This is a genomic window from Sphingomonas benefaciens (assembly GCF_052907485.1).
On the sequence record NZ_JBREIC010000001.1, the window covers coordinates 1 to 24,166 of the forward strand.

At 63.2% G+C, this 24,166-nt stretch carries 16 protein-coding genes, 2 tRNA genes and 2 pseudogenes; 10 read left to right on the plus strand and 10 right to left on the minus strand.

Annotation, left to right across the window (positions count from 1 at the left end; all coding sequences use genetic code 11):
* The first annotated feature begins 50 nt into the window (after positions 1-50).
* Positions 51-127 (plus strand) — tRNA-Met (locus ACU5AX_RS00005).
* An 82-nt stretch (positions 128-209) separates the two neighbouring features.
* On the opposite strand, the gene ACU5AX_RS00010 is transcribed toward ACU5AX_RS00005, so the two are convergent.
* From ACU5AX_RS00010 to ACU5AX_RS00040, 6 genes and pseudogenes are all read right to left on the minus strand, one after another.
* Positions 210-644, minus strand: a complete 435-nt coding sequence (locus ACU5AX_RS00010) for a hypothetical protein (protein WP_446690498.1) — start codon at positions 642-644, stop codon at positions 210-212.
* Between the two features lie 190 nt (positions 645-834).
* A pseudogene (locus tag ACU5AX_RS20710) lies at positions 835-1,524 on the minus strand (recombinase zinc ribbon domain-containing protein); the annotation flags it as partial.
* 951 nt (positions 1,525-2,475) lie between these two features.
* Positions 2,476-3,204 (minus strand): TadE/TadG family type IV pilus assembly protein, encoded by a 729-nt coding sequence (locus ACU5AX_RS00025; RefSeq protein ID WP_446689149.1) that lies wholly within the window; start codon positions 3,202-3,204, stop codon positions 2,476-2,478.
* Positions 3,192-3,782, minus strand: a complete 591-nt coding sequence (locus tag ACU5AX_RS00030) for a TadE/TadG family type IV pilus assembly protein (RefSeq protein WP_446689150.1) — start codon at positions 3,780-3,782, stop codon at positions 3,192-3,194. The genes ACU5AX_RS00025 and ACU5AX_RS00030 overlap by 13 nt, the downstream gene beginning before the upstream one ends.
* Entirely contained in the window at positions 3,779-5,629 is a 1,851-nt protein-coding gene (locus ACU5AX_RS00035; RefSeq protein ID WP_446689151.1) for a Tad domain-containing protein, read from the minus strand. Before ACU5AX_RS00035 ends, ACU5AX_RS00030 begins: the two co-directional genes overlap by 4 nt.
* A gap of 371 nt (positions 5,630-6,000) precedes the next feature.
* Positions 6,001-6,897: an AraC family transcriptional regulator gene (locus ACU5AX_RS00040; RefSeq protein ID WP_446689152.1), complete on the minus strand. Its 897-nt coding sequence runs from the start codon at positions 6,895-6,897 to the stop codon at positions 6,001-6,003.
* 148 nt (positions 6,898-7,045) lie between these two features.
* Here ACU5AX_RS00040 and ACU5AX_RS00045 point away from each other — a divergent pair, with 148 nt between their 5' ends.
* The 6 genes from ACU5AX_RS00045 to ACU5AX_RS00070 all read left to right on the plus strand — a co-directional run bounded on the left by ACU5AX_RS00045 (position 7,046) and on the right by ACU5AX_RS00070 (position 14,753).
* Entirely contained in the window at positions 7,046-7,771 is a 726-nt protein-coding gene (locus tag ACU5AX_RS00045) for an SDR family oxidoreductase (protein WP_446690428.1), read from the plus strand.
* A gap of 510 nt (positions 7,772-8,281) precedes the next feature.
* Positions 8,282-8,791, plus strand: coding sequence for a TonB-dependent receptor plug domain-containing protein (locus ACU5AX_RS00050; RefSeq protein ID WP_446689153.1), 510 nt, complete (start codon positions 8,282-8,284; stop codon positions 8,789-8,791).
* Positions 8,792-8,799: 8 nt separating this feature from the next.
* The gene (locus ACU5AX_RS00055; RefSeq protein ID WP_446689154.1) at positions 8,800-10,911 is read left to right on the plus strand and encodes a TonB-dependent receptor; all 2,112 of its coding nucleotides are present in this window, start codon (positions 8,800-8,802) and stop codon (positions 10,909-10,911) included.
* A complete protein-coding gene (locus tag ACU5AX_RS00060) occupies positions 10,908-11,681 on the plus strand; it encodes a DUF1868 domain-containing protein (RefSeq protein WP_446689155.1) in 774 nt (257 codons plus the stop codon). Before ACU5AX_RS00055 ends, ACU5AX_RS00060 begins: the two co-directional genes overlap by 4 nt.
* 613 nt (positions 11,682-12,294) lie before the next feature.
* Positions 12,295-13,554, plus strand: a complete 1,260-nt coding sequence (locus ACU5AX_RS00065; RefSeq protein ID WP_446689156.1) for an MFS transporter — start codon at positions 12,295-12,297, stop codon at positions 13,552-13,554.
* 32 nt (positions 13,555-13,586) lie between these two features.
* Positions 13,587-14,753 carry an ROK family transcriptional regulator gene (locus ACU5AX_RS00070; RefSeq protein ID WP_446689157.1) on the plus strand — a complete coding sequence of 389 codons (1,167 nt, stop codon included), beginning with the start codon at positions 13,587-13,589 and terminating at the stop codon, positions 14,751-14,753.
* A 214-nt stretch (positions 14,754-14,967) separates the two neighbouring features.
* Here the strand turns inward: ACU5AX_RS00070 and ACU5AX_RS00075 are convergent, their stop codons facing one another.
* From ACU5AX_RS00075 to ACU5AX_RS00085, 3 genes are all read right to left on the minus strand, one after another.
* The gene (locus ACU5AX_RS00075) at positions 14,968-17,259 is read right to left on the minus strand and encodes a S9 family peptidase (protein ID WP_446689158.1); all 2,292 of its coding nucleotides are present in this window, start codon (positions 17,257-17,259) and stop codon (positions 14,968-14,970) included.
* Positions 17,260-17,958: 699 nt separating this feature from the next.
* The gene (locus tag ACU5AX_RS00080) at positions 17,959-19,995 is read right to left on the minus strand and encodes a DUF3857 domain-containing transglutaminase family protein (protein ID WP_446689159.1); all 2,037 of its coding nucleotides are present in this window, start codon (positions 19,993-19,995) and stop codon (positions 17,959-17,961) included.
* A 102-nt stretch (positions 19,996-20,097) separates the two neighbouring features.
* A complete protein-coding gene (locus tag ACU5AX_RS00085; RefSeq protein WP_446689160.1) occupies positions 20,098-20,388 on the minus strand; it encodes a hypothetical protein in 291 nt (96 codons plus the stop codon).
* A gap of 74 nt (positions 20,389-20,462) precedes the next feature.
* Here ACU5AX_RS00085 and ACU5AX_RS00090 point away from each other — a divergent pair, with 74 nt between their 5' ends.
* The 3 genes and pseudogenes from ACU5AX_RS00090 to ACU5AX_RS00100 all read left to right on the plus strand — a co-directional run bounded on the left by ACU5AX_RS00090 (position 20,463) and on the right by ACU5AX_RS00100 (position 24,034).
* Entirely contained in the window at positions 20,463-21,065 is a 603-nt protein-coding gene (locus ACU5AX_RS00090) for an OmpA family protein (RefSeq protein ID WP_446689161.1), read from the plus strand.
* 1,541 nt (positions 21,066-22,606) lie between these two features.
* Positions 22,607-23,365 (plus strand): annotated as a pseudogene (locus ACU5AX_RS00095) (recombinase family protein); the annotation flags it as partial.
* Complete coding sequence (locus ACU5AX_RS00100; RefSeq protein ID WP_446690429.1) at positions 23,351-24,034, plus strand: recombinase zinc ribbon domain-containing protein; 684 nt, start codon at positions 23,351-23,353, stop codon at positions 24,032-24,034. The pseudogene ACU5AX_RS00095 and the gene ACU5AX_RS00100, both read left to right, overlap by 15 nt.
* Before the next feature lie 47 nt (positions 24,035-24,081).
* On the opposite strand, the gene ACU5AX_RS00105 is transcribed toward ACU5AX_RS00100, so the two are convergent.
* Positions 24,082-24,157 (minus strand) — tRNA-Glu (locus ACU5AX_RS00105).
* Between the last annotated feature and the right edge of the window lie 9 nt (positions 24,158-24,166).

Here is a 24,166-nt window from a genome sequence, read left to right on the forward strand (position 1 = left end):
CCGTCCCCGGATATCCAGCAACACTAAAATTGCCATGGATCTCCAAGTGTCGCGGGGTGGAGCAGCCCGGTAGCTCGTCAGGCTCATAACCTGAAGGTCACAGGTTCAAATCCTGTCCCCGCAACCATTCCAAACATACGATCGGCGCCTTCGGGCGCCTTTTGTTGTTTCCGGCCGTTGCGCCCCCCCGCAACCAACCCGAACATACGTTATTCCCGGCTCTCAGACGGATCGTCGGCGATGTCGGTCGTCTTCGGGTCTAACCCTCTCGCGGGACCGCCCTGACTGATGCCAGGTCGACCGTTCGCGATGTGGAGGATCTGCGCCAGGCGGCCGTGAACAATTAGGTCGAGACCACCCCCTTCGCGACGCGGCTCGGCAGTGATCAACTCGATCAGGTTCCGAATGGCCTGCCGGGCGTCGCCAGCCTCCATGTCGGTTTCGGTTAATGCCTTGGTGAGGCGCTCTACGTTCCGCCTATACGCTTCTGCCAGGTTGGGATGCATGGCAGCCTCGAGAACGACCGCACCCTCTTCGGCTTCGCGGTCGATCTCGGCACGCTCCGCGAGCGCCGCCGCGAGCCGCGCCTTGATCTCCGCGTAGTCGCCCACGCCGCCCTCCATCATGCCGGTCAGTCCCGACACGCGCCATGACCTTGGAACGCCTGCTCGCCGCGATCGCGCGCGCCTTCGCGGTCGCCGCCCTCTGCGCCTCGCGCTCCCGACGGTACTCCTCCACGAAAGCCGCGACGAAATCTGGCTGCAGCAGCCGCTCTCGCAGCGCGCCCAACACCCGACTCTTTAGCCTTAAGGTACTGATCGTCCGGCTGTTGTCGCATGTCCCGGAGGAACGCGCGGTGCTGCATCTCCAGCGCTCTGCGCCGACCACCGTGAACGTCCCGCCGCATTCGCCGCACCTGATCAGTCCGGACAGCAGCCGCTTGCCCGGGACTCGGCGAACGCTGGCGATCCGCTTCGGTGCAGATTCCACGGCCGCCACCGTCGCCCACGTCGCCGCGTCGACGATGCGGAGTTCCGGGACGTCCTGCATCTTCCATTCGGACTCCGGGTTCGGACGCGACACGCGGCGCCGCGTCACCTGATCGCGAACGAACCGTTGCCGATGGAAGACGATGCGGCCGGCGTTGAGTTCGTCGTTAAGGATGCCGGTGCGCCCCTTGCGACGTCCGCAAATCAAAGAGATGCGCCAGACACCGCCAGTCGGGTCGGGACGCCTTCCACGTTCAGGCGCTTGAGGACCCAGGACGCGCTTCGGCCCTCGATCCGCCAGTCGAAGATCCGCCGTACAACCTCGGCCTGCGCGGGCACGACACGCCGGCGTCCCTGCTCGACCTGACCGCCCGTCGTGACCCGGACGTCCGGCTCGAGCCGTAGCAGAGGCCGCCCATGATGCGTTCCGCGGCGACGCGTTCCACCTGACCTCGCCGCGTCTTGTCGCCGAGGTTCTTGAGAAAGACGGCGGATATCGCACTCGTGAAGCCGATCTGGATTTCTCCGATGGCATCCCCGATACGGTGTGCAGCCGACTGCCGGCGAATCCCACCCGCTTCGATATCGCGGCGACGTCCTCCTAGTCGCGGCTGATTCGATCGAGCGCCTCCACCAGGATGACATCGAACTCGGCTGCGCGTGCCAACATGGCGTTCAGCCCTGGTCTATCGCGCGGGGCAGCGACAAGGCGAAGTCGGGAAAGACGTCCACGATAAGCCAGTCCTCGTGCTCGGCGCGCGTACGGCAAAGTCACACCTGGCCCTCGATCGAGTGCTGGGACTGCCGATCGGAACTGTAGCGAGCGTAGATCGCCACCTTGGTCACCGCGGCAGCGCGGCTCCCCCTTCACTCGGACTCCCCCCCTGAACAATTTCGCGGCGCGCTGCCGCCCAGCAGGCTCTTCGGCCAGCAGGTCGTGCCGAATCCATTCAGCAGCTCGGCGAATGACGTCGGTGATCAACGCGAGCGGCTCGGTGGTCATCGCATCACATCGCCGCTTTGGTGCCTCTAATGCAAGCATACCGCTCGCTGTGGTGCGGTAGCGGCCATCCCCCGGTGCCCGGCTGCAGGCGCGAACGCATCGACATTCTCGTGTTTTGGGGCGGGCGGGGCCGCCATAGTCCGTCGTCGGTGGGTGGTGATGCGCAAATCCGCTTAGCGTTGGAGCGTGATGACCAGATGATCACCCGAGGCGGGCGGGGTGGTATCCCCTTGTGGAGCCAGAGCCGGAGCATAGGCGTCCGGGCGAGCCGCCTGGGACGCGGTCGTCGGTGCCATACTGGTCGCAACGCTTGCAGAAGTGGCATGGGCACTGCCGTGCGCGCGCAAGGCGGTGTGTAGCGAAGGGGCAAACAATGCCGCAAGCATCAGGGTGCCGCAGGCGATCAATAGGCTGACTTTGAGCATCGATGGCTGAAACCAGGCTGAGTTCAAGGGGCAGGTGGCGCAAAGCGGCCAGGGCTGTTCAAGCGGTATGCTTGTCGCAGGTCGACGGCGTCGCGCTTGGTGATGGATTGTAGATCTGCACGAAGCTGCGGTTATCGCGTACCAGGAAGGAGGCGGTGTAGTGGATTATCCGCGGCGCGACGAAGAATGATCCGAACAGCGGTTTGTACAGATAGTTGATCTCGACGAACATGACGCCGGAACTGGCAGGCGCGGAGACCATACGGTTTGGATCGCCGATCCCATTGGGAGCAGTGATCCCGGCATTGCCCTGCGTTCCGTCGCTGCCGGCGGATGACGTCACCGTACCATAGCTTGAATCGTATCCAGCGCCGCTTGGCACGCCGAGGCACCGCTGCCAATGGATGCGTTGCACAGGTTGCGTATCGTAACTTTGCTGCACGTTCTCAAGGCTGGTGATAGTGATCCGGCCGCGCGTCGTCAGCGCAATACCTGCCCCTTCCAGCTTGGCACCACGAAGCACGTCATTCGCATCGTTCTCGCGAAAGTTGGTCACCCCGCTGGAGGTTTGACCCACCCGCGTCGCATGATCGGCGAGGTTGAGAGCATATTGACTGACTCGAAGGTGGCAGAGGGCGAGGTTCGACAATTCCACGCCCCAGGCGCCGATCGCCAAAACAATGGGCAGCGAATAGGCGAATTCGATCAATGCAACGCCTCGCATATCGCCGCGAAGCGCGCGCAGCTTGCCCGACAGCTGGGAAGCCATGACCATCAATGCGGGCATATCTGAGTCGCCGTTTGCGCCGCTTGGGTGGCGTAGGGTTGGTTCTTGAGCGTCGTGGAGCCGGTCAAAGTGGCAGTGCCTGGCATTCCGATCAGGCCCGCAACCGGAAACAATCGCCGATAGGTGATTGTCATCGTGTACACGCTGACGTCACTTGCCCCGCCACCGCCCGCCGACCCCGGATCGGTGTCCCACGTGCCATTGCCGTTGATGTCGGTGAAACAGTCCTGCGCCTGATTGTAGACGCCCGTGCCGGCGGTATCGACGAACGGCTCTGGCGCTACACTCGAAAAATTGGAGTAGCTTTTGCGGGTCGAAACATAGGTGGCGTTGCGCACCACCTTCCAAACCTGTTGCATGACAGCCTGATCTAATTGCGTCGTGTCGGCTGCCTGAATCGTAGAGTTGCGACCCGCGCGCTGGATCGCGCCGGTCAGCACTGACTGAACGTAACCCTGATACGCAAGTTCGCCTAAACCCATCATCAGGATCAGCATGACCGGACAGACGATGGCGAACTCAACCAGTGTCGCGGCTCGCCGGTCACTGGCCAACGATCTCGTTGTTTTCCTGATCATTGGCTGATCCTCAGCATCGACACGCGCTGGGCGATTGTCTGGAATGCCGCGGTCAGTTGCTGTGTGCTGTATGCCGAAAACGATTGGCCGGGTGACGCGCAATATTGCAGGTCGCTGGTAATCGCCGTGCCAAGCGCGACAGTGTAGATGGTTATGCCGCGTGCCTTGGCCGCGTCGCATTCGGCGCGGAATCGGGCGGCATGATAGGCGCTGTCCCAGCTCGGCGCGCTTCCCATGTTGGCGGTGCTTCCATCCACGCGCAGGTCGAGCCGCTCCACGCCATACTGACCGTAGATCGAAGGATTGGGCGCCATGGAACCATCGGTCATGAAGACAATGGAGCGGGAGGGGGCCGGCCGGCCTGGCCACGCCGCCGTGTCTGCGGCAAACACCCCGTTAGGCGACAGCATGCGCGTTCCCCAGATCATGCCGGTGTCGTGATACGTGCCGCCGTAGGGCTTGAAGTCATTGTCGTTGACGTAATCTTGCACCTGCTGCGCGGTCATCGTCTGCAAGCGCTGGGCGCGGAAGGGGCAGGGCGCATAACCATATTGGTCATACGGGTTTCCCGCCTTCATCGTCACGTCGGTATAATATTGCGGATTGTATTCGTTTACCTGATCGTCGTTGACGTCGACGGTATTCGTCGACGAGCGCAGCCAGATCGCGTCCGGCCACATCGGCCTCCACATGTCGGATGCCGAGGTCGGGACGAAATCCGGGTTCAGGTCGTCCGGAAGGTTGGTCGGCGAAAATGACGCGGCGGCGACCGTATTGACCTCTTCGATGCAGCCCCGCCATTTCGACTGCGAACCGTCCAGCCGGCTCGGATTGGTGACCGCATTGCCGGCGACATATTGCGACAGCGGCAGTGAATAGGGCTGGTACCGCCATACGGCGCGCAGGGGTTGCTGCGTACCGGAGCAGGTGCCGCCGTTTGCCGCGCTCCACGTCAGATTGTAATAGTATTCAGCTTGATAGTAGCTTGTGTTCCAACTCGGGCCGGTCTTCGAATAGCCCGTCGCCGGATAACGTTGCGCCACGCAATAGCTCTGCGGGATACCGGTCAGGCTGACCGAGGTGGCGCCGCCATAATTGTAGTCGCGGTTGACCTGCCGGCTCTGGTAGGTCCAGCTCGTACTCTGCAGATATTGTGACGGTATCGAACTGCCGACGTTGACAGCGGAATTGTACGGCACGAAACCATAGCGGAAATGGCTCGACGGATCGGCGCTCGACCGCATCGTCGTGTCGAACAGCATCACGGCTTGGCGTAGCGACTGGAGCTTCGATGACGTGCTCCCGCTAGGGGCCTTTTCGGGGTTGTAATAACCTGTCGTACCGTCATTGCGCGTGAACGAAGACGTGGAGGTGGCGCAGCTGTCCGGATCACTTGGATAGCAGGACATCGAGCCTGTCACGTCGAGCACGAACATGACGTCATTGTCACCCGTGTCGTACACCGCTTGGCACGTCACCGCGATGGTGACCGGCGCCAGACCGAAGAAGCGCATAAGGGTCATCGGCACTTGCGCGGATGCTGTACCGTTTACTTCATTGGCGTAGTTGGCGTTGCCCTGTACCCCCTTTGTCGGGGTGAACGTCGCGTTGGTATTCTGAAACCAGCCAGACCGAAAGTTGTTGTTAAAGAACGAATTAGCTGTTTGCGTGGCGGTCGCGTCGAGCGGCGTTGATGGGCTGGTATCGGTCATCGCCTTGCGTCCGGCGAGCGCTCCGGCGTCGCACGCCTGCTGCAGCCGTGCCTTGACGACATAGATCCGGGCGGCATCGACCGCCGAACCCGACAGGCCAATCAACGGCACAAGGAATGCCGCCATAATCGCCATGGTGTTGCCGCGCCGATCGCGCGCCAGACGCGCAAGGAAGCTCGAGCAGGGCTGTCGAGACGCTGTTGAACGACGAAACATATTCACCTCACTGCTCGCGCAGCGGCTATGGATAGCAAGGTAAATGACGCGTAAAATGCGCCGGTTCAGTGCGTTAGCGCACCATCCTCACGACAGCAGAACCCCGCCGGGGTTGTTTATTTGGGGCGATGGGTCGAGGCGATTGCTTGGTTCGCCCAATGCTACTCAGGTGAACGAACGGCAAAAAGTGGGAAGCAGACGAGGCGCTCTGAGCGACCAATCGTGGGTCTTTCTTGCCAGCCTCAGTTGATCACAGCATTGCGCAGCACTGGTCACGAACCAAGCCGATGTCACAGCGCCATGGCCGCTGCTGGCGCAGCGTCGAGCCGTTCGATATCGGCGCGCGGAGGCGCACCGAACAGTCGCCTGTATTCGCGGCTGAATTGCGATGGGCTCTCATAGCCGACGGCAAAGCCGGCCGTGCTCGCTGTGGCACCCTCCGCTAGCATCAGGCGTCTGGCCTCCTGCAACCGCAGCTGTTTTTGATACTCCAGCGGCGTCATGCGGGTGACGGCCTTGAAGTGTACGTGGAGCGAAGAGGAGCTCATGCCGGCCTCGGCAGCGACATCGTCGATGCGGATCGGCGCATCGAAACGTCGGCGGATGGCGGCGATCGCGCGGCTGACCTGATTGAGATGGCTGCCAGCGGTTGCGACGTGACGAAGCATCGGGCCGTGAGGTCCGGTGAGCAGGCGATAGAGGATCTCGCGTTCGATCAGCGGCGCCAGCGCGCGGATCGTGTCGGGTCGGTCGAGCAGACCGACTAGTCGGCATGCCGCGTCGATCAGGTCGGGATCGCCGGGGTAGACGCCTAGCACCGGCAGATCCGTACGGGCCACCGCGCCGCCTTCGCTCGCCATGAGATCGGCCAGCATCGCGGCATCGAGATCGATCTTGCAGCAGAGATAGGGGCGCTCGGGGCTCGCATCGAGCACATGACCGACCAGCGGCAAGTCGACCGAGACCAAGAGGTAACGGGCCGCGTCATAGACCACGCTGTGCTCGCCGAGCGACACCCGCTTCGACCCTTGGGCTATTATGCAAAGGGACGCCTCGTAGACGGCGGGCGTGGGGGTGCTCGGCGCGTCGGCGCGGATCAGCGACACATGCGGCATCGCCGTGCTGCAAATGCCTGTGCCGACGACGTATCGGTCGATGAGGGCGGAGAGTTCGGCGATCCGGTCCATGCCGACGATCCTTCCCCAATCGCGCGCGGTGGGCAAGCGCCCGGCGATAATTCTGGAGGATTGTGCAAGCCATTCGGGCGATCGTTCTACCGCCCGAAATGGGCGATGGCCCATCTGCGTCCCGTCACCACAACGGAAGGGCTGCATCATGGCAGGAAATATCGACAAGGTCGTCCTCATCACAGGCGCGTCGAGCGGGATCGGCGAGGCAACTGCGCGCGAACTGGCTGAGACCGGCGCCCGGCTCTTCATCGGCGCGCGTCGTGGAGAGCGTTTGAAGGCACTGGCGGAGGAACTGGGCGAGACCGTCGCCTGGCGCGAAGTCGACGTCACCGACGGTACCGATTTCGACGCGTTCGTGGAGGCTGCGGAATCCCGCTTCGGACGTGTCGACGTGCTGGTCAACAATGCGGGTGTGATGCCGCTCTCGCTGCTCGCCTCATTGAAGCGCGACGAATGGAAGCGGATGGTCGATGTCAACATCCACGGCGTCCTCAATGGTATCGCTGCGGTCCTGCCGCGGTTCGTGGCTCGGCGGAGCGGCCATGTCATCAACGTCGCCTCGGTCGCGGCGCATATGGTGATGCCGACCGCCGCGGTTTATTGCGCCACCAAACACGCCGTGCGCGCGATCACCGAAGGGCTGCGGCAGGAGCATGACGAGGTCCGTTCGACGTTGATTTCGCCGGGCGTCGTCGCCACCGAGCTGGGTCATGACATCACCGATCCTGAGGTTGCGGCGGCACTGACCGGATGGCGGAAGAAGTCGCTGACGCCGGATGCGATCGCGCGAGCGGTTCGCTATGCCATTGAGCAGCCGGAGGGCGTCGATATCAATGAGGTGATCGTTCGCCCGACCGCGGCTGACATGTGAGTACTAGGGCGTGCCCGTGCCGTAGCGGGCACGCCCAAACGACGGGTTCGCTGACACAATCAGCTCTTCGGATCGCGATGAACGTATGTCCGGTTACGGGAGGCTGCTTAATGGACCTGAGTGGCGGATTTTGGGTCTACGCAGCGGCTGAGCGACCGATCGCGGCGTGATCAATCTTGGCCGCTCACCGTGCCGATCGCGTTTCAGACAGGTAGTACCTGGGGCGGTTGGGTTTCCCCGTTTCTCCGTGTTCACGTGGCGGTTTCGGGAAGATGCATTCGGGAACAGGTTTTAGAAAAGTGGAACCCGCAGGCGGCCGTCAGCGCGATCGGCGCGGCGGGATTCCCGTCACAGTTTCCCAATCGGGAATGCCCCCACCAATCGCTATCGCCGTGTCAACATGGCGACAAGCTTGGTCAGACCGAGAAGCTGCTCACGGCCCGACGACAGTCACACTCTTGCAATCGTAACGTACAATAAGTTAGTCTCTTCTAATAACAGGACGGGACCATGATTCGCGCTTACCGCCGGGCGCTGCTGCTCGGCTCGACTCTGATTCTGACATTTCCGCTGACCGCTAACGCGCAGGAGGTTTCGACAGCCCAACCTGCTGCCGCGTCTGATGGCGCCGACATCGTCGTCACCGGCACGCGCGCCTCCAATCAGAAGGCGGTGCGGATCAAACGAGCCTCCGACCAGATCATCGATACCGTATCGGCCAGTGAGATCGGGCAGTTGCCCGATTTCAACGCAGGCGACGCGTTGAAGCGCGTGACCGGAGTCAACACGCTGCTCTATCAGGGCGAGCCACGCTTCGTGATCGTGCGTGGGTTCAACCAGACCTATAACGACCTGCTGATCGACGGCTTCAGCCTTGCCTCGACGGACATCAACTTGGGTCAGAGCGCGGCAGGTGGGCGGCAGATCTCGATGGAGGTGCTGCCCTCGAACCTCGCCTCACATATCGACGTCGTCAAATCGCGCTGCCGTCCAACGACGCCAATTTCATCGGTGGCCTGACGAATTTCGTGACGGCCAGCGCCTTCGACTTCAAACGCGCCACGCTGACCGCTTCGGTCAAGGGCGGCGCGGCGCTCGACAGCAAGGGCAATGGCGGCAACCATTTTGGCGGCCAGGCGGAAATCGCCGGGGCGACGCAGTTCGGGCCGGACCATCAGTTCGGACTCTATCTGTCGGCGACCTATTGGAAGCGGCAGATCAACGTGCCGCAGGTCGAAACCGGCGGCACGCGCAACTGGTACACCGCGGCCAGCACGCTGACGACGCCCTATGGGGGCACAGGCTATGCAGTGCCGTCGCAGCGGCTCTATTACAATTATCAGAACGAGCGCGAGCGGCTGGGCCTGCAAGGGCGGTTCGACTGGAAGCCGAACGATGCGGTCTCCGCCTTCGTCAGCACCTATTATTTCGACCAGAGCGAGCGCTCGTTCCGCAACGACCTCAACGCGGCGGTCCAGTCCTCGGCGACCGTCGCCAACCAGACGGCGACGAGCGGGACGCTGTCGAATGTCACGCAGACCGCGCAGCTCGGTCGCTATCGCTGGCAGCGCGACGTCTACGGCGTCTACGCCCGCGCCGAGGGCGATCTCGGCAATGGCTGGCGCAGCGATGTCGGCGCGAGCTGGTCGCATAGCCGCGTCGACAATCCGCAGACGGTCGACGCCTTTGCGCAAGGTCGCTTGCAATATGCCTATGACACCAGTGGCAATGTGCCGCTCTTCACGGCGGTCAACCCGGCCGCTGCGGGCAATCTCGCGCTCAATGCCGCGAACCTTCACCGCGACGAGCGCTACCGGCTGAACGAGGATCGCTACGACCTGCAGGCCAATCTCGGCTACAATGGCGGGGCGGAGGATCGTGGCTTCGGCGCGATCACCGGCGCGCGTTTCACCGTCATCCGGCAAGGGGTGAGCCTGGCCCGCACCAACTATACCGGCCTGCCCTATACGTTGGCGAGCGCCGCCAGCGGCACGCTCTGTGGCTTCGTCTGCGACACGCCGATCCCCGCGATCGATCCGGGCAAGGTCGACGCCCTGTTCGCCGCAGCGCGTGCTGGTGCCACCGCGACCATCGACACCGCCGGGCAGGCCGGCGGTACTTATAGCACCAGAGAGGATGTCGCGGCGGGGTTCGTACAGGCGCAGTATCGCACGGACTCGCTGTTCGTCGCAGGCGGCATCCGTGTCGAGCATACCCAAGCCGGATCGAGCAGCACCCAGGCGACCAACGGCGTCTATACGCCGGTCTCAGCGAGCAACAGCTACACCAACGTCCTGCCGTCAATCTCGGCCGTGCTCAACACCAGCGACGCCAGCAAGTTGCGCGTCGGCGCCAGCATGACGGTCAGCCGCCCGAGCTTCGGCGCCTCGTCGCTGCGGGGCGGCGTGCTCAACACGATCAGCAATCCGCCGACACTGACCACCGGCAACCCGAAGCTGAAGCCGCGCCGCGCGACCAATCTCGACATCGGGCATGACTGGTATATCGATAATGGGCGCGGGATCATCAGCGTCGCCGCCTATTACAAGTGGATCAAGGACGACGTCTTCACCTTCGGCACCCTCGAGACGGTGCAGGGCGTGGGCGTGCCGGTATTGGTGACGCAGGCGCGCAACACCGATCGCACCGTGCGCGCTTACGGCGTCGAGTTCGGCGCATCCTATGATCTCAGCTTCCTGCCCGCGCCGCTCGACGGATTCGCGGTCAGCGGCAATGCCTCGTTCGGGCGCGCCTATTTCCCGATCACGCTGACCGATCAGTCGGTGCGGGTCTTCAACAACCTGCCCAACCAGCCCGCGCGGATCTTCAACGCGGCACTGTCCTACGACAAGGGCGCGGCGCACGGCCGCCTCGCCTGGAACCATCTCAGCCGGTTGTGGGACGATCGCTTCCCCAATTTCACCTCGACCGGCTTCTACGCCAATCGGTTCCAGCAGCCGACGAACAATGTCGATCTCCAGCTGTCCTATGACGTCACGCCGGGGTTCACGGTCAGCTTCGACGCGCTGAACCTGACGAGACAGGGGATCGAGCAACGCTACGGGCGGGATCAGGAATTGCTGCAATCGACCTGGAAGGTGCCGCGGCAGATTCTGGTGGGCGCGAAGGTGAAGCTATGACGACGCGGAGAATGATGTTGAAGGGGAGCGGACTGGCGCTGACGGGCCTTGCCGCTGCACGAGGGGGGGCGGCCGACCGGCAGCCACCCGATGTCGGCCGCAAGTTCGCCGCCGATGGCCAGGTGCTGCCGTTCGCGGGCAATACGATCATCTGCCACCTGCCCCAGCAGGGCGCGGGGGCGGAAGCGTTCGACGCGCTGCTCGACGTCTATCGCGCGCTGCCGGGCGAGCCATGGGCGCGCAAGGTAACCGCCTTGCCGCCGTCAAGTTATCACATGACGATTTTTGGAACCGCGAACGACAAGGCCCGGCGCTATCCGTTGTGGCCAGCCGGCGTGCCGCTCGACCTGCCGATGGCGGATTGTGATCGCATCCTGGGCGAGCGGCTACGTGCATTGCGTCTCGGCGACGAGGCAGGGCCGTACCGGATGCGGGTCAACATGGAGCCGCCACCCGCCGGCGAGACCCCGCTGACGGTGCGGCTGCTGCCCGCCGACGACGCGATGGAGGCGCGGCTGCGCCGGCTGCGAGACCGGCTGGCCGAGGTGACCGGCATTCGCGAGCCCGATCACGATCGCTACCGCTTCCACATTACGCTCGCCTATCAGGTCGCCCCGCTGACTCCGGAAGAGGTTGATGCCTGGCGTCGTTCGCTGGCGGCATGGAAAGTGATGATCGCACGCCGCGCGCCGATCATCACGCTGGGCAATCCCGAATATTGCCTGCTCAAGGACATGTTCGCCTTCAAGCGTCAGTTCTTCCTGTCATGATGCGCTCTGCCCTTTCGCTGCTGTCGCTGACGCTGGCCGGGGTGACGACGGCGCGGGCCGATCCGCCCCAGCGTTATCTGAGCGGTGACGGCGTCGATCTGCGCCGCTTCCTCCCGCCACCGCCAACGCCCGGATCACCCTGGAAACGCGCGACCGCGCAATGTTCCGCACCGGACGCCCTGACGTCGGCAGCGTGGGCTGGCGTATGGCGACCGGCAAGGTTGACGGGGACACGCAGGCGATGATGTGCCAGACGTCGCCGCTGCCGTGAACGCGGTCGAACCGGTCTATGCGCGACGACGTTCCTTCCGGCGCGACCTCGGTCCGGCGTGTGAGGACAAGGTCCAGCTGTCGCACAGCTTCGGTGATCCGTCTGGCCTTACCAGCTGAAGAACGTCAGTTGCGCCTGTCCTCGCCGACCAAGGCCCGACCACGCAGACGCAAAATATGGTAATAGCCGTGTCATCTGCGGGGCGCATAGCATGAGCGCGGTCTAGGCCGGGCGGCAGGCCGCCGCTGCGGTCGTTGCCGTGCTGCGTGGCTCTCCGTGCTTCCGTGCCGATCTGGAGGCGGCACGGCGGGAACTCGGCCCCGCAGGATTGGAGATGATTTAATGGAAAAACGTCGCGCGCTACCCGCCAAGGGCGCGACGTCCGACCGTGCGCTGGCCTGGACCTATGGCGCCGCTCACGGAGGCAAGACGCTCCTCTGGGCCGCGAGCGACCTCTACTTCACTTTCTTCATGACCGAAATCTGCAGGGTCGCCCCCTTATACGCCGGACTGGCGATCGGTTGTTCGTTGCTGTTCGCAGGGCTGGCGGACCTGGTCCTGGTGCGCTGGGTAAGCAATTCCCGCTCCGCCAGCGGGTCTGCACGGCTACAGGCCTGGGGCGCACTTGTCAGCGCCGGCGCGCTGTTGCTGTTTGCCGCCGTTGCATTTCTGCCGCCGACGATCAGGCTCGGTGCCGGGATCGTCACGCTGTTCAGCTTCCGTGCCGCCTATGCGCTGCTCGACGTGCCGCAGAATGGGCTGCTCGCGCTGGCGCCGTCGGACGACGAACAGCGACGACGGCTGACCGCCGTGCGCAACGCGGCGGGCGCCATCGCCCGAACGATACTCGCCATCGCTTTCGTGCCGGTCATGGCGGGCACGCGTCCTGACACGTCGTTTCTGCTGTTGGTCGTGGTGCTTGTAACGATGGCGCTTGGCGGGGCGGTCGTGCTGGCGCGCATCACGCCCGAACGTCCCCCGCAGACGGCTCGGTCGGCCCCTGGCCCGGCGCGCGCGACTGATATGCTCTACCTCACCGCGATGATGGCCGTCCTGACGATCGTGACGACGATCTTCGGTCAGGTCGAACCCTATATGGCGATGTACGGCATGGGCGGCGGGCTTTCCGCCGGCACCTTTTTGAGTACGGTCGCAGCCGGTGCCGTTCTCTCTCAAACGGTGTGGCTCAGGGCGAGCGACCGTGCAGGACCTCGATCGTTGCTTGGATGGTCGCTGGCGATGATGGTCGTCGGTAGCGGCCTGCTCATACCGGCACCGCGCGGGGTGCTAGCGGTCGGCGCGGCGGCAGCCCTGCTGTACGGTTTCGGGGCGGGCGGCGTGCTGTTCGTGCTGTGGTCGGGCATTGCCCGATTGGCCGCGCGGGGCAATGCGCTCGCGACCATCGGCCGCTTCACCGCGATCGCCAAGTCGGCGCAGGGTTGCGCGATCATCGCGGTTGGCGCGATGTTCGACGGAGGGTTCGCGAGAACCGATGGAGAAGCGCTGGCGATGATCATGGCCGCCGCGACGCTGGTTGGAGCGATCGTCGTCGCGGCGCTGACATGGGTCCACCGTGGACAGCACGACGCTATGCTAACATAGTCGCCATTACTTAAGGCGATCGGAGGACATTGGTGCGTAAACCGTCGGGTGCGGCGAACCCACGCTTTGGACGGGCGATGTGGCAGCACAATGCATTCCGTGCCCTCAGTTCCAACGAGCGCGATCTGCTCGGCGCGATCCGCCGTGATGCTCCGCTGTCGCGGGCCGAACTGGCGCGTCGATCGGGCCTGGCACTGCCGACCGTCAGTCGCCTCGTCGACCAGCTGCTGCGCGACGGTCTGCTGATCGCCGATGACAAAGTGATGATGAGCCGGACCGGCCAGCCCAGCCTGCCGCTGTCGATCGCGCCGCACGCTGCCTACGCCTTCGGCGTCGCGGTCCGTGCCGACATGATGACCGTCGATCTCGTGCATCTGTCGGGTCGCGTCGTCGCCTCCCGAACCGCGCCCACCGCTGGGGCATCGCGCGAAGAGGTAGTCGCGGCCATCGCCGGACTGATCGACCGGCTTGTCGAGGCTGCCGCCGTACCGCCCGACCGCCTCTGCGGCCTGGGTCTCGCATTGCCGGGCTTCTTCGTGCGTGATCCGCTGCGGATCAACGCGCCGCTCGGCATGGAGGATTGGGCCACCGCCGATCTCGAGCATGACCTGGGTAGGGCGCTCGGACTGGAGGTGGTCGTCGACAATGACGGCAATGCGGCGGCACTGGGTGAATATATCTATGGCCAAGGGGAAACGGCCTCGAGCCTCGCCTATCTCTATATCGATGCCGGATTGGGCGGTGGCATCGTTCAGGATGGGCAGCTCCTGCGCGGCAGTCGCGGAAATGCCGGCGAGTTCACCGGCATGCTACCGCCGGCCATGCGGGCCGATCGACCGACGCTGGCGTCTTTGCGCGCGATGCTTGCGGAAGACGGTCACGTCTATGACAGCCTGGCCGACATGCTGACGAACCTGCCCGATGCCGATGCGACGATCGAAAAGTGGCTGGAGCGATCGACCCCGACGGCTTCCGCCATCATCTCTGCGATTGGCGCCGTCATCGACCCGGACGTGATCATCATCGGCGGACGCCTCCCTCCTATTCTGGCCGACCGGTTGGCGGCGCGCCTATCCTTCTACAGCGTGCCGGTCCGCGGGCGCGACCGCCAATTCCCAGAAGTGCTGGTGTCGAAAGTGAGGGGAGACGCCGCTGCTCTCGGCGCAAGCGCACTCTGCTTTAATAGGGTGCTACTGTAACGGAACCTCCGTGATGGATCATATCACTCAGGGGAAGCCCAACGCCGCCCTCTAGATCGGGAACAAGCGCATATTTCTCGAAATACCATCGTATTTAAGACGGCTAATGACCGTCCGGCCTGCGCTGCTGCTAGCTGCATTACCTCCGATCCAAAAATGAATGAACGTCTGGAGTTGGGGAGCGACGAAGATGGCGCGAATGACCGGATGTGGGTCATTTGTCAGCAGCGGCAGACTTAGCTGAGATTGCAGCGGCGCCTACGGGTTTGACGTAGCGGTCGAGCCAATCGGTCATCTGCCAAAGTGTCTCCTCTGTGGACTCTAGTGCTCGGTAGCCGTGCGGCTCGTTCGGGAGGACGACATAGCGCACCGTCGCGCCATTGCCTTTTAAGGCGGCATACATCCGCTCCGACTGGATCGGGAACGTGCCGCTGTTGTCATCGGCGCCGCCATGGATGAGCAGGATCGGCGCCTTGATACGATCTGCGTAGGTGAAGGGCGACATCTCGGTATAGGTAGGCGTCGCCTGCCAATAGGTGCGTTGCTCAGCCTGAAAGCCGAAGGGCGTCAGGGTACGGTTGTACGCCCCTGATCGTGCGATACCGGCACGGAACAGGGTAGTATGGGCCAAGAGGTTGGCAGTCATAAAGGCACCATAACTATGGCCGCCAACCGCCATGCGTGAGGGGTCGCCTACTCCGAGCTTGGCCACCGCGTCGACCGCCGCCTGCGCGTCCAATTGGAGCTGTTTGACGTAGGTGTCGTTCGCTTCGGCGCTGCCTTCGCCAATGATCGGCATCGCCGGGTTGTCGAGGATCGCATACCCCTGTGTTAGGAGGAAGAGGTGGCTGATGCCTCGCGGACGGACGAAGCGGTTACCCTGGTCGACAGTCTGGCCCGCGACCTTGGCGTCTGTAAACTCGGCAGGATAAGCCCAGAGCAATGTCGGCAGCGGCCCGTCGCGCTTGGCGTCATACCCTGTGGGTAGATAGAGCGTTCCCGATAGCGGTACGCCGTCGGCGCGCGCGTAGGTGATCGTCCGCTGCGTCACCCCCGCGAAGACGGGCGCGGGATCGGCGAAGGCGGTGATCGGCTTGGCACCGCCGCCCTTGACGGTGCGGATGACATAATTGGGGGCGAGCTTAGCACTCTCGCGCCGAGTCAGGATCCGCCGGCCCTGGTCGTCGAGCAGCGCGACGACCGTCTCGTAATAGGGAGCCTTGGCGGTCCACCGGCGCACCGGCGCGCCACCTGCAAGCGGCATGGTCGCAAGAAAGGGGAAGGCGCCCGCTTTGGTCGCACCGTCACCTGTAACGAAGACGGCATCGTGTCCGGCCGTGAAGCGCATCACCGGCTTACCCGCGGCGTTTTCCTCGAGGATCGGCTCTCCGGGATCGCCATATTGGTCCTGGTAGTTGCGCGTCATCAGCAACCGGGTCTTGCCGGGCTGCGATGGCGCGACTGCAAGGCGATGCTCGGTCCGGGTCCGCCACTCGCTGTCGAGCACTAGCGCGAAACCGTCGTCGCCCCACATTGTCGTCGAATAGCGGGCAGGCGTCTTTGCGAGTTCGATCGGCGCCGCGCTGAAGGGTGCTGCTTGCATCATGACCCGGTCATGGAAAGCTACCTTGGCGCGCGGGTTGCCGCCGTCTAGCGCCTCGGCCCAGACCAGGGTCGCCGGAGCGTCCGAGCGCCACATTGCCTCCCGCGGGCCTTTGACCGTCGCGTCGAAGTCCACCGGCAGGTCATCGGCAAGCGGACGGTCGACGAGCGTCCTTACCGGCTGTCCATCGATCGTCGAGACGGCGATTTCGGTCGGGAAGAAGCGCGCCGGCAACAGATAGGAATAGGGCCGCTTGAGCCGCTCGGTCAGGAGGTAGCGGCCGTCCGGCGAGACGCTGAAGTCCGTGACAAGACCGGGTGTGCCGATCGGTCGAGCACTCCCGTCTAGAGAGACGCGGACCAGCTGGCCGGTGAAATAATAGTCGAACAGCGCCTCGTCATGGGCGTCGCCGAGCAAGTCCTCATATGTGCGCGCCGCAGACGTGCGGCCGGCGCTTTCTTGGACGATCGGCCCGGTCGGGGTCGTTGCGGCGGCGGGCGGTGTGCCACGGCCGCCGGGCACCGTGTTGACGATCAGCGCCTTGCTGTCGGGTGCCCAGACGAACGGCATCCCGAAGGTGCCGTTGAGCTCGGCGGCGACGGCGCGAGCGGTGCCGTTCCGTTCGGCGACCCACAGCGCCAGGGCGTTGGGCCCTTGCACGTAGAACGCCAGGCGGCTTCCATCAGGCGACCAGTCCGGCGCGGCGAACCGCGTCCCGGCTGGCAGGGCGACCCGCGTCGTGCGACCATTGCCGACATCCTTAAAGGTCAGTCCCGTCAACCACTGGACGCGCACCTCGGCTTGGCCATTGGTGGCGGGGTCGATGCGATAGCCGCCAAGACGCAAGATGGGTTTCGACAAATTGGCGATGGTCGGCAGATTTTCACGCTCAAAAATCGCCATCGTCCGATGATCGGGGCTGACCGCGACGGCGGGCGTCGGCGGCGTTTCGAGCACCTTTGCAATTGCCGTAGGGGCACGGTGATAGGTGCTGCCGGGCGTCTGGGCAGCAGCCGCAGAGGCGAGAAGCAGAGCAAACACACAAATACCGACGCGCATCAATGACCCCGTGTTTGTTATGGGAGCTGGTCTGGCACGCGGTGCCGGAGTTCGCCAGCGAATACGCTAGAGAGGCTGTTCAAAAAGCATCGAGCGTGTCGACGTGTAAACAGCAATTACAGGGCGGCAATAACAAGCGAGGTCATCTAAAAGCCTAAAACGTCGTGAGCGCCCCATCCGCTAAGGCAGTGCTAATTCGAAGGATAAAGCTCATTGATCATGACGATCTTGCTCAATGTGGCGGAGCGCATTTTAAGTAGCGACAATCTGAGCGGGGGAGGGGCTGAAAACACGCATAGTCGGCTGTCTTCATCGGCGTATCTGTAAGCGTCTTTTCGCCATAATCTAAGCCGTCCGAGCGGCCGAGTGGGGTTCGATAAAGCAGCCGATCCGCTCATATGAACGAGCGGCGGCTTCCGGAGAGCAAGGAATCGCGTGCGAGCGGCCGAGATTGGGTCAGGGTCGCTGGACAGGTAACGTAGTCTATAACCGCAAGTTGCCCATCCATAGGCCGCCGTTGACCCCACGTTTCATCCGGAAATCTCAATGAGGCTTTCCGGTGCTTCTGCAAGGAACATCGGGTGCAGTCCAGTCAAAGTCATAGGTCGCCGGCACCGTCTCACCGTTGCCAACCGACGCCTTCTTCCCAGCGGGATCATAGGAAATCCAGCCCATGCTATTGTCGAAGGCAGCGATGCGTGCATTATCTCGTAGCGCCGTCGCAATATTGACTTCGGGCTGTTCAACGCGCGATGCACGGACCATACGGACCGCTCCGTCCCGCATTTCCCAGGCTCGATGATAAGCACGGCCGAACAGCTGCGTGTCGAAGCTGCTCTTGGACGACCATTGCTTCGCCTGCGTCGAGGTCGGCACCCGTACGGTGGTCACGAAACAGGTGTACTCCGGCTTGGTGTAGAACGGCGCGTCACGGTTCTGGTCGGATGCTCGCACACGCCGCTCCGGCGGGCTGAACCCGCCGCCCGGAAGCGCAAGTGATTTGCCGCCCGCCCCGTCGTCAGACCAGTCAAAGGTACCTGTACCGCTAATGGTCAGGATGCTGGCACCTGCCGCTTGGTCGTAATGCCATTTGACGTCGTCGATCGTCTGGAACGTGTCGCCGATTGCGTTCTGACGGAAGGCGTCAAGTAGCTGTGCGGCGGTTGCCGGCGCGAACTGAACCTGCTTCTGCAGGCCTTTGATGCCACGGAGAATTTCGGTCGATACGATCCTGGCCGGTTTGTCAAAGCCCGCGCGCGCATCGATCTCGAACAGATTGATTTCGTCAGGCGTGGTCGATGGCTGCCACTGCAGCTTTTCGAGGGTGCTCCCCTTGGCGGTCAACGGTAGAACCCAACTCGCGGTGTAGACGAGCTGAGGACTTGGCGATGCGACTGCAGGGAGGGTTCCGTCCAGCCAGTAACTCTTGCCGTCGATGCGTGCACGGACGAGAACGTGATCGAACAGCTGCGGCAGTGCCAATCGCTGATCGAAGCCATCGTCGTTGCCGCTCGAGTTGACCAGTACTGGCTCCGCATCGATGCCCATCTCGGCCAAGAGCGCTAAGAGCAGCACGGTCTTGCCTTTGCAGTCGCCGTAACGGCGCTCCCAGGTCTCGTCGGCGGTGGCAGGGATGAGGTTGCCGCCATTCAGGCCGATGTAGATATAGCGTACGTTCTGCTGCACCAGCTTCAATGCCGCGGACGCACGATCCAGCGGACGCGGCTGCGCAGCGGCGATGCGGGCGGCTTCGAGCTTCACGGCCGAGCCTGCAGCCGGTGTCGCTGCCTTGGCGAACATCGGGGAAAAATGACGAGACACCGTCGGCCAGTCGGCGAATTGGCTGAATTCCACGGCGCGCTGCCACTGGTAGCGGCTCGGGGCGTCCTTCGGCGGCGAGAGGGGGGGTGGATTGTCGAACCGGAAGTCGACCGCCCGCTCATCCTTTGCCATCGCGCTCGCCATGTCGGCGGTGGGTTTGAGGTTGGGCTTACGACCCTGATCCCAGCTCAGCCCCAAGTGGTAGCGGCCAGGCGCTGGGCTCGGTCCGAGCACAAGGATGCCCGCCTCGTTGCGCCCGAGCCCCGGATCGCTGGAGAAGATTGTCATGTCTACTTCAAGCTCGTCGCCGACGCGAAGGTCAGGTATCCTGAGTACCGCGGTGAGCGTCCCGTCAAGCTTCGCCGCCTCCAGCTGATCCTCGCGGCGCAGGACGTCGAATCTAGCGTCCTTTAGGGCATCAACTACCTGACCGTCGCGGAAAACCTTGATCTCGTGAACGATGGGGGCGCCTGCGCCAGGGCTCCAAGCGATGGAAATGTTGCCGAACTGCAAGGCTGCCGAGTCGAGGAGCTTTATGCGGTAGCCGAGGTACTGCGCCTGACCTTTATCGCTGAGGTGAACCTCGACGTCCTGCCGCCGGAAGAAGACCGGACCGGTCGTGGTGGCCGGTAATGGCAGTAGAGTGGACGGCTTGGCCCAGATCGGCGCGGGACCGCGACGAACCTGCTCGGTCTGCGCGCAGACGGGACCTGCGGCGATCATCGACGCCGCAAGCAGCAATCCAGCACGCAACCTCATTTAACCCCCCATGCCTCTCTGTCGGCTGTCACTGTGACAGATGCGCCTCCGCGTTCAAGGTAGAACCATCCGCCGGCCTTACCATCATCGGCGAGCTTGAATCTAACCGACCGGACAAATGATAAGAAGCGATGCCGGGATGATGTCTCGCTGCTGCTCGATCATCTGCCCGAGCCGATCGATCTGGAGATCGATGCGGCGCGGCGCCAGCTCTACTGGACCGATCGCGGCGATCCGGCATCCGGCGGGAACAGCGTCAACCGGGCTGACATCACCGCCGACGGGCTGGCGGGGCACGTCGTCCTCGCCACCGGTTTCCACGAGGCCATCGGGCTGACGCTCGACCCCGACGCTCGCCGCCTCTTCGTCGCCGATCTCGGCGGAGCGATCCATGCTGTGCCGATGGACGGAGGCGACAAGCTGCTCGTCCATCGCTGTGCAGGACCGGTCACGGGGATCACGATCGCATGACCAACGATGGTAACGCGCGGAGGATTGGCGCGCCATCTGCCGTGCGACGCGCAGTCTTCTGGCTTGCGCTCAGATTGGCGCTGTCAGCGTGTGGTGCGCGGACAAGCAAGGACGAGCCGCCGCCGCCGCCAAACGCTTCCGATATGATCGTTGCTTTACCCGACAAGGCTACGATGGATGCGCCGACAGGCACGCTGGCGCGCCAGATCCTCGACTGGCTGGCGTCCGATACGGGTGACAGCAAGACGTTCGACGTCGCCGAGCGGCTCTTCATACCGGGACGTTCGCAACTGACCGCCGACGCGATCGGACGAGTGCCCAGGCTCGGTGCCATGCTGCACGCCTATCCCGATGCGACCGTCGAAATCTCATGCCCGGTCGCGAGCACCGGCGATCCTCAGCGTGACAAGGCGCTTTCAGAGGAACCGGAGCAGGCGATCGCCCTGCGCCTCGTCGATAATGGCCTCTTGCCTGACCGGATCGCCTATGACGACGTAGATCGATCAAACGCGCAACTTGAGGCAAGAGAAGGAGAGCATCCCCAGTTGCAGGATGGTATCGTCCTCCGCATCACGCGACATCGACCGGCAAACGGATGAGTCGAGGTGATGACAAGTATCGATCTACCGCGCAAGAACCTCATCGGGAGCCGAGGACGAACCTACCTCCGGCACGTGTCCCACGGAATGGTTCGTTGCGGGATGTCGAGCGGGGAGGAATGGGTTACCTATGCCGAGACTGAGCGGCGCGGCGGTTTAAGGGTGCGCTTGGTCTACACGCTTGATAATCATATTTGCGCTCGACCCGCTTGTCTGCCTGATCCAGGGACCTTGTCGTGGAGCCGTACTTAATTGAGGATATTCGGGCGAGGAGGTTGGAAACGAGCGCTGCAGGCCGCGGCCCTCGCAACCTAGCCGCGATATGCTCGCCCTTGAAGGATCGCACCGAGAAGGTCGGCTGGTGGGTTTCGGCGGCACTGGACCGACGCTGCCGATCATCGCCGCGACGGCCCACTGGGCATGCTCTCGCGTTCTCGCGTGGCTCAGCAGCGCCTCCTCGCCCGGCAGACGGGCATCAACGAGCGGCTGCTTTCATGCACCGCTTCCGGGGACGTAAGGGGCCGGAATGAAGACCCAAATGGTCGCGGGTTCACTTCCGTGCAGCGTCTGAAATCAACGCAACGGTGCTGCGAAGCTGTTGATCGATTAGGTTCCAGTTCACGTCGTTCCCAATAGCGTCAACCCGCGCATCTGTACTGGCCGATGCTAAGATGAATCAAACAACGGTTTCGCGTTTGCGGCTGGCCCGCGTCGAACCTACGCTCGTGTGTCAATCGCGGTGCTGAGGCATTGTCCCTGGTACGACGCTCTCTCGATCGGGGCCGATCCTTCACGACGGCCGGTTCGGATGGAAAGCCGGTCTACACCCACCGGCTCACCGAACAGGGATGGCTGAAACTCGGCAGGGCGGGCGAGGCACCGTGCCTGATCCGTCCGGCGGGGGAACGCGGCTTTGCGGACGGCGCCATCGTGCGCTGCCCCGGAGGGCAGGCGGTGCGGCTGGCTGTTCGGGATGACCTTGACACTGGCGTACTTTGCGTCGTGACCGGTCCTATCGTCGAGACGTTCCGCTACGCGATCGACAACGGACGGCTTCTGTCGCCCGATGTGGCACCTCCTGCCGCACCATCCGTACCACCATCGGGCTGAGCGCGCATCACGGGGGGCTTGCATGAACGAACGGCTGCTTCTGGGCTAAGTAAAAGAGGCCGGCAACGTCCACTTGTGGGTCCCCTAACTGAGATCTCAACCTCCTTCTCGACAGCAGGCGTTCTCTGTCGACCTGATCAAGTCGGCCATTGGCGTTTTCGAGAAGCGGCTCGGGCGCCCCGTCAGCGATGGTGAAGCCAGGATGTTACTGGGCCCGTCTGATCGACTTCGTTCGTCTGAGTGTAAATGAATCTGAAAGCTTTCCCGCTGGCACGGCGATCCACAATACGGCCGAGCCTGACGGGCAAAAGTGGAGCGGGGAACGCCAACCGGAAGGGAGATAGGCGGTGGCCGGACCTCGCAAGAATGTCGGTTCCCGGAGTTCTCGTCGCCAATCGCCTGACGGCTGACGTAAGCGCGTCGTACTCTGCGCGCGTGTCTCCACTCAGGAGCAGGAGAAGGAAGGCTTCTCGATCCCCGCACAGGTGAAACTCCTGCGCGCCTATGCCGACGCGCAGGGCATGATGGTCGCCGCAGAGCATGTCGATGTGGAGACAGCCCGCAAGACGGGCCGCACCGAGTTCGAGGCGATGCTGCGCTACGTCCGCAAACATTCCTCCGCCGGCACGATCCTCGTCGAGAAGACCGACCGGCTATATCGGAACATCAAGGATTGGGTGACGCGCGATGATGCCGGCGTGGAAATCCACCTGGTAAAAGAAGGGGTCGTGCTGTCGCGCGACTCGCGTTCGTCGGAGAAGTTCATGCACGGCATCAAGGTGCTGATGGCAAAGAACTACATCGACAACCTCTCCGAGGAGGCGCGAAAGGGGATGCAGGAGAAGGCGCAACAAAGACTCTGGCCCTTGCTTGCGCCGCTTGGATCTCTGAACGGCAGGAGCGTCGAGGGACGCAAGATCATCGATGTCGACCCTGAGAACGGTCCCATCATCGCCCGGCTGTTCGAGCGTTGCTCTACCGGCGCATATACCCTTCGTGAGTTGCGCGACATCGCCCAGGAAGCTGGACTTCGCTACCGGCGCAGCGGCAAGCCTGTCGGCGTCAGCACGATACACTACATTCTGCGCAACAGGATCTACTCGGGGCATTTCGAGTGGAACGGCCAGCTATGCCATGGCAGTCATATGCCGCTGGTTTCTCCTGAGACCTGGGAGATGGTCCAGTCGGTACTCGACGGGCGAAGCCTGTCGAATGTCCGGGCCGACCCGCACAAGTTCACCTTCACCGGCCTGGTCACCTGCGGTCATTGCAGCTGCGCCATGACGGCGGAGATCAAGAAGGGGCGGTACATCTACTATCACTGCACGGGGCATCGCAGAAAATGCGAAGAGCCGTACGTCCGCCAGGAAGCGATCGAGGCGCAGTTCGAAGCATCGCTGCGTAGGCTCCACCTCGATACCGAAATCTTCGATCTCATCCCACGTGCGCTGAAGGAAAGCCATGGCAGTGAGAAGCGAGACAAAGAGCAGGCTGGCGCTCGACTGCGGAGCGAGGCTGACAGGCTGCAGCAGAGGATCGACACGCTGTATGTGGACCGGCTTGATGGCCGGGGGACGTTGGAGTTTCACGACCGCATGGCAAAGCTGTGGCGCGAGGAGCGTGCCCGCTGTCTGCGCGATCTGGAGGCGCTTTCCGGTGCCAACGACGGCTTTGTAGACGACGGTATTGCACTGCTCGATTTTGCCCGAGCCATGCACAGCGGCTTCGCTCAGCGACCACTCGCGCAGAAACGAACCGCCCTAAAGTTGCTTGTATCGAACCCGTCCTGGGCGGACGGAAAGCTCTCCGTCGAGTTCAAACAACCATTTGCGATGCTTGAGGAAATAGCGCCGGTCTAGCCGGAGCTGAGGTGCCGAACCAGCCAATCCCAGTGGCATTTCCGAACTGGTGACCCCTACGGGACTCGAACCCGTGTTTTCGCCGTGAGAGGGCGACGTCCTAGACCGCTAGACGAAGGGGCCGTGCGCGGT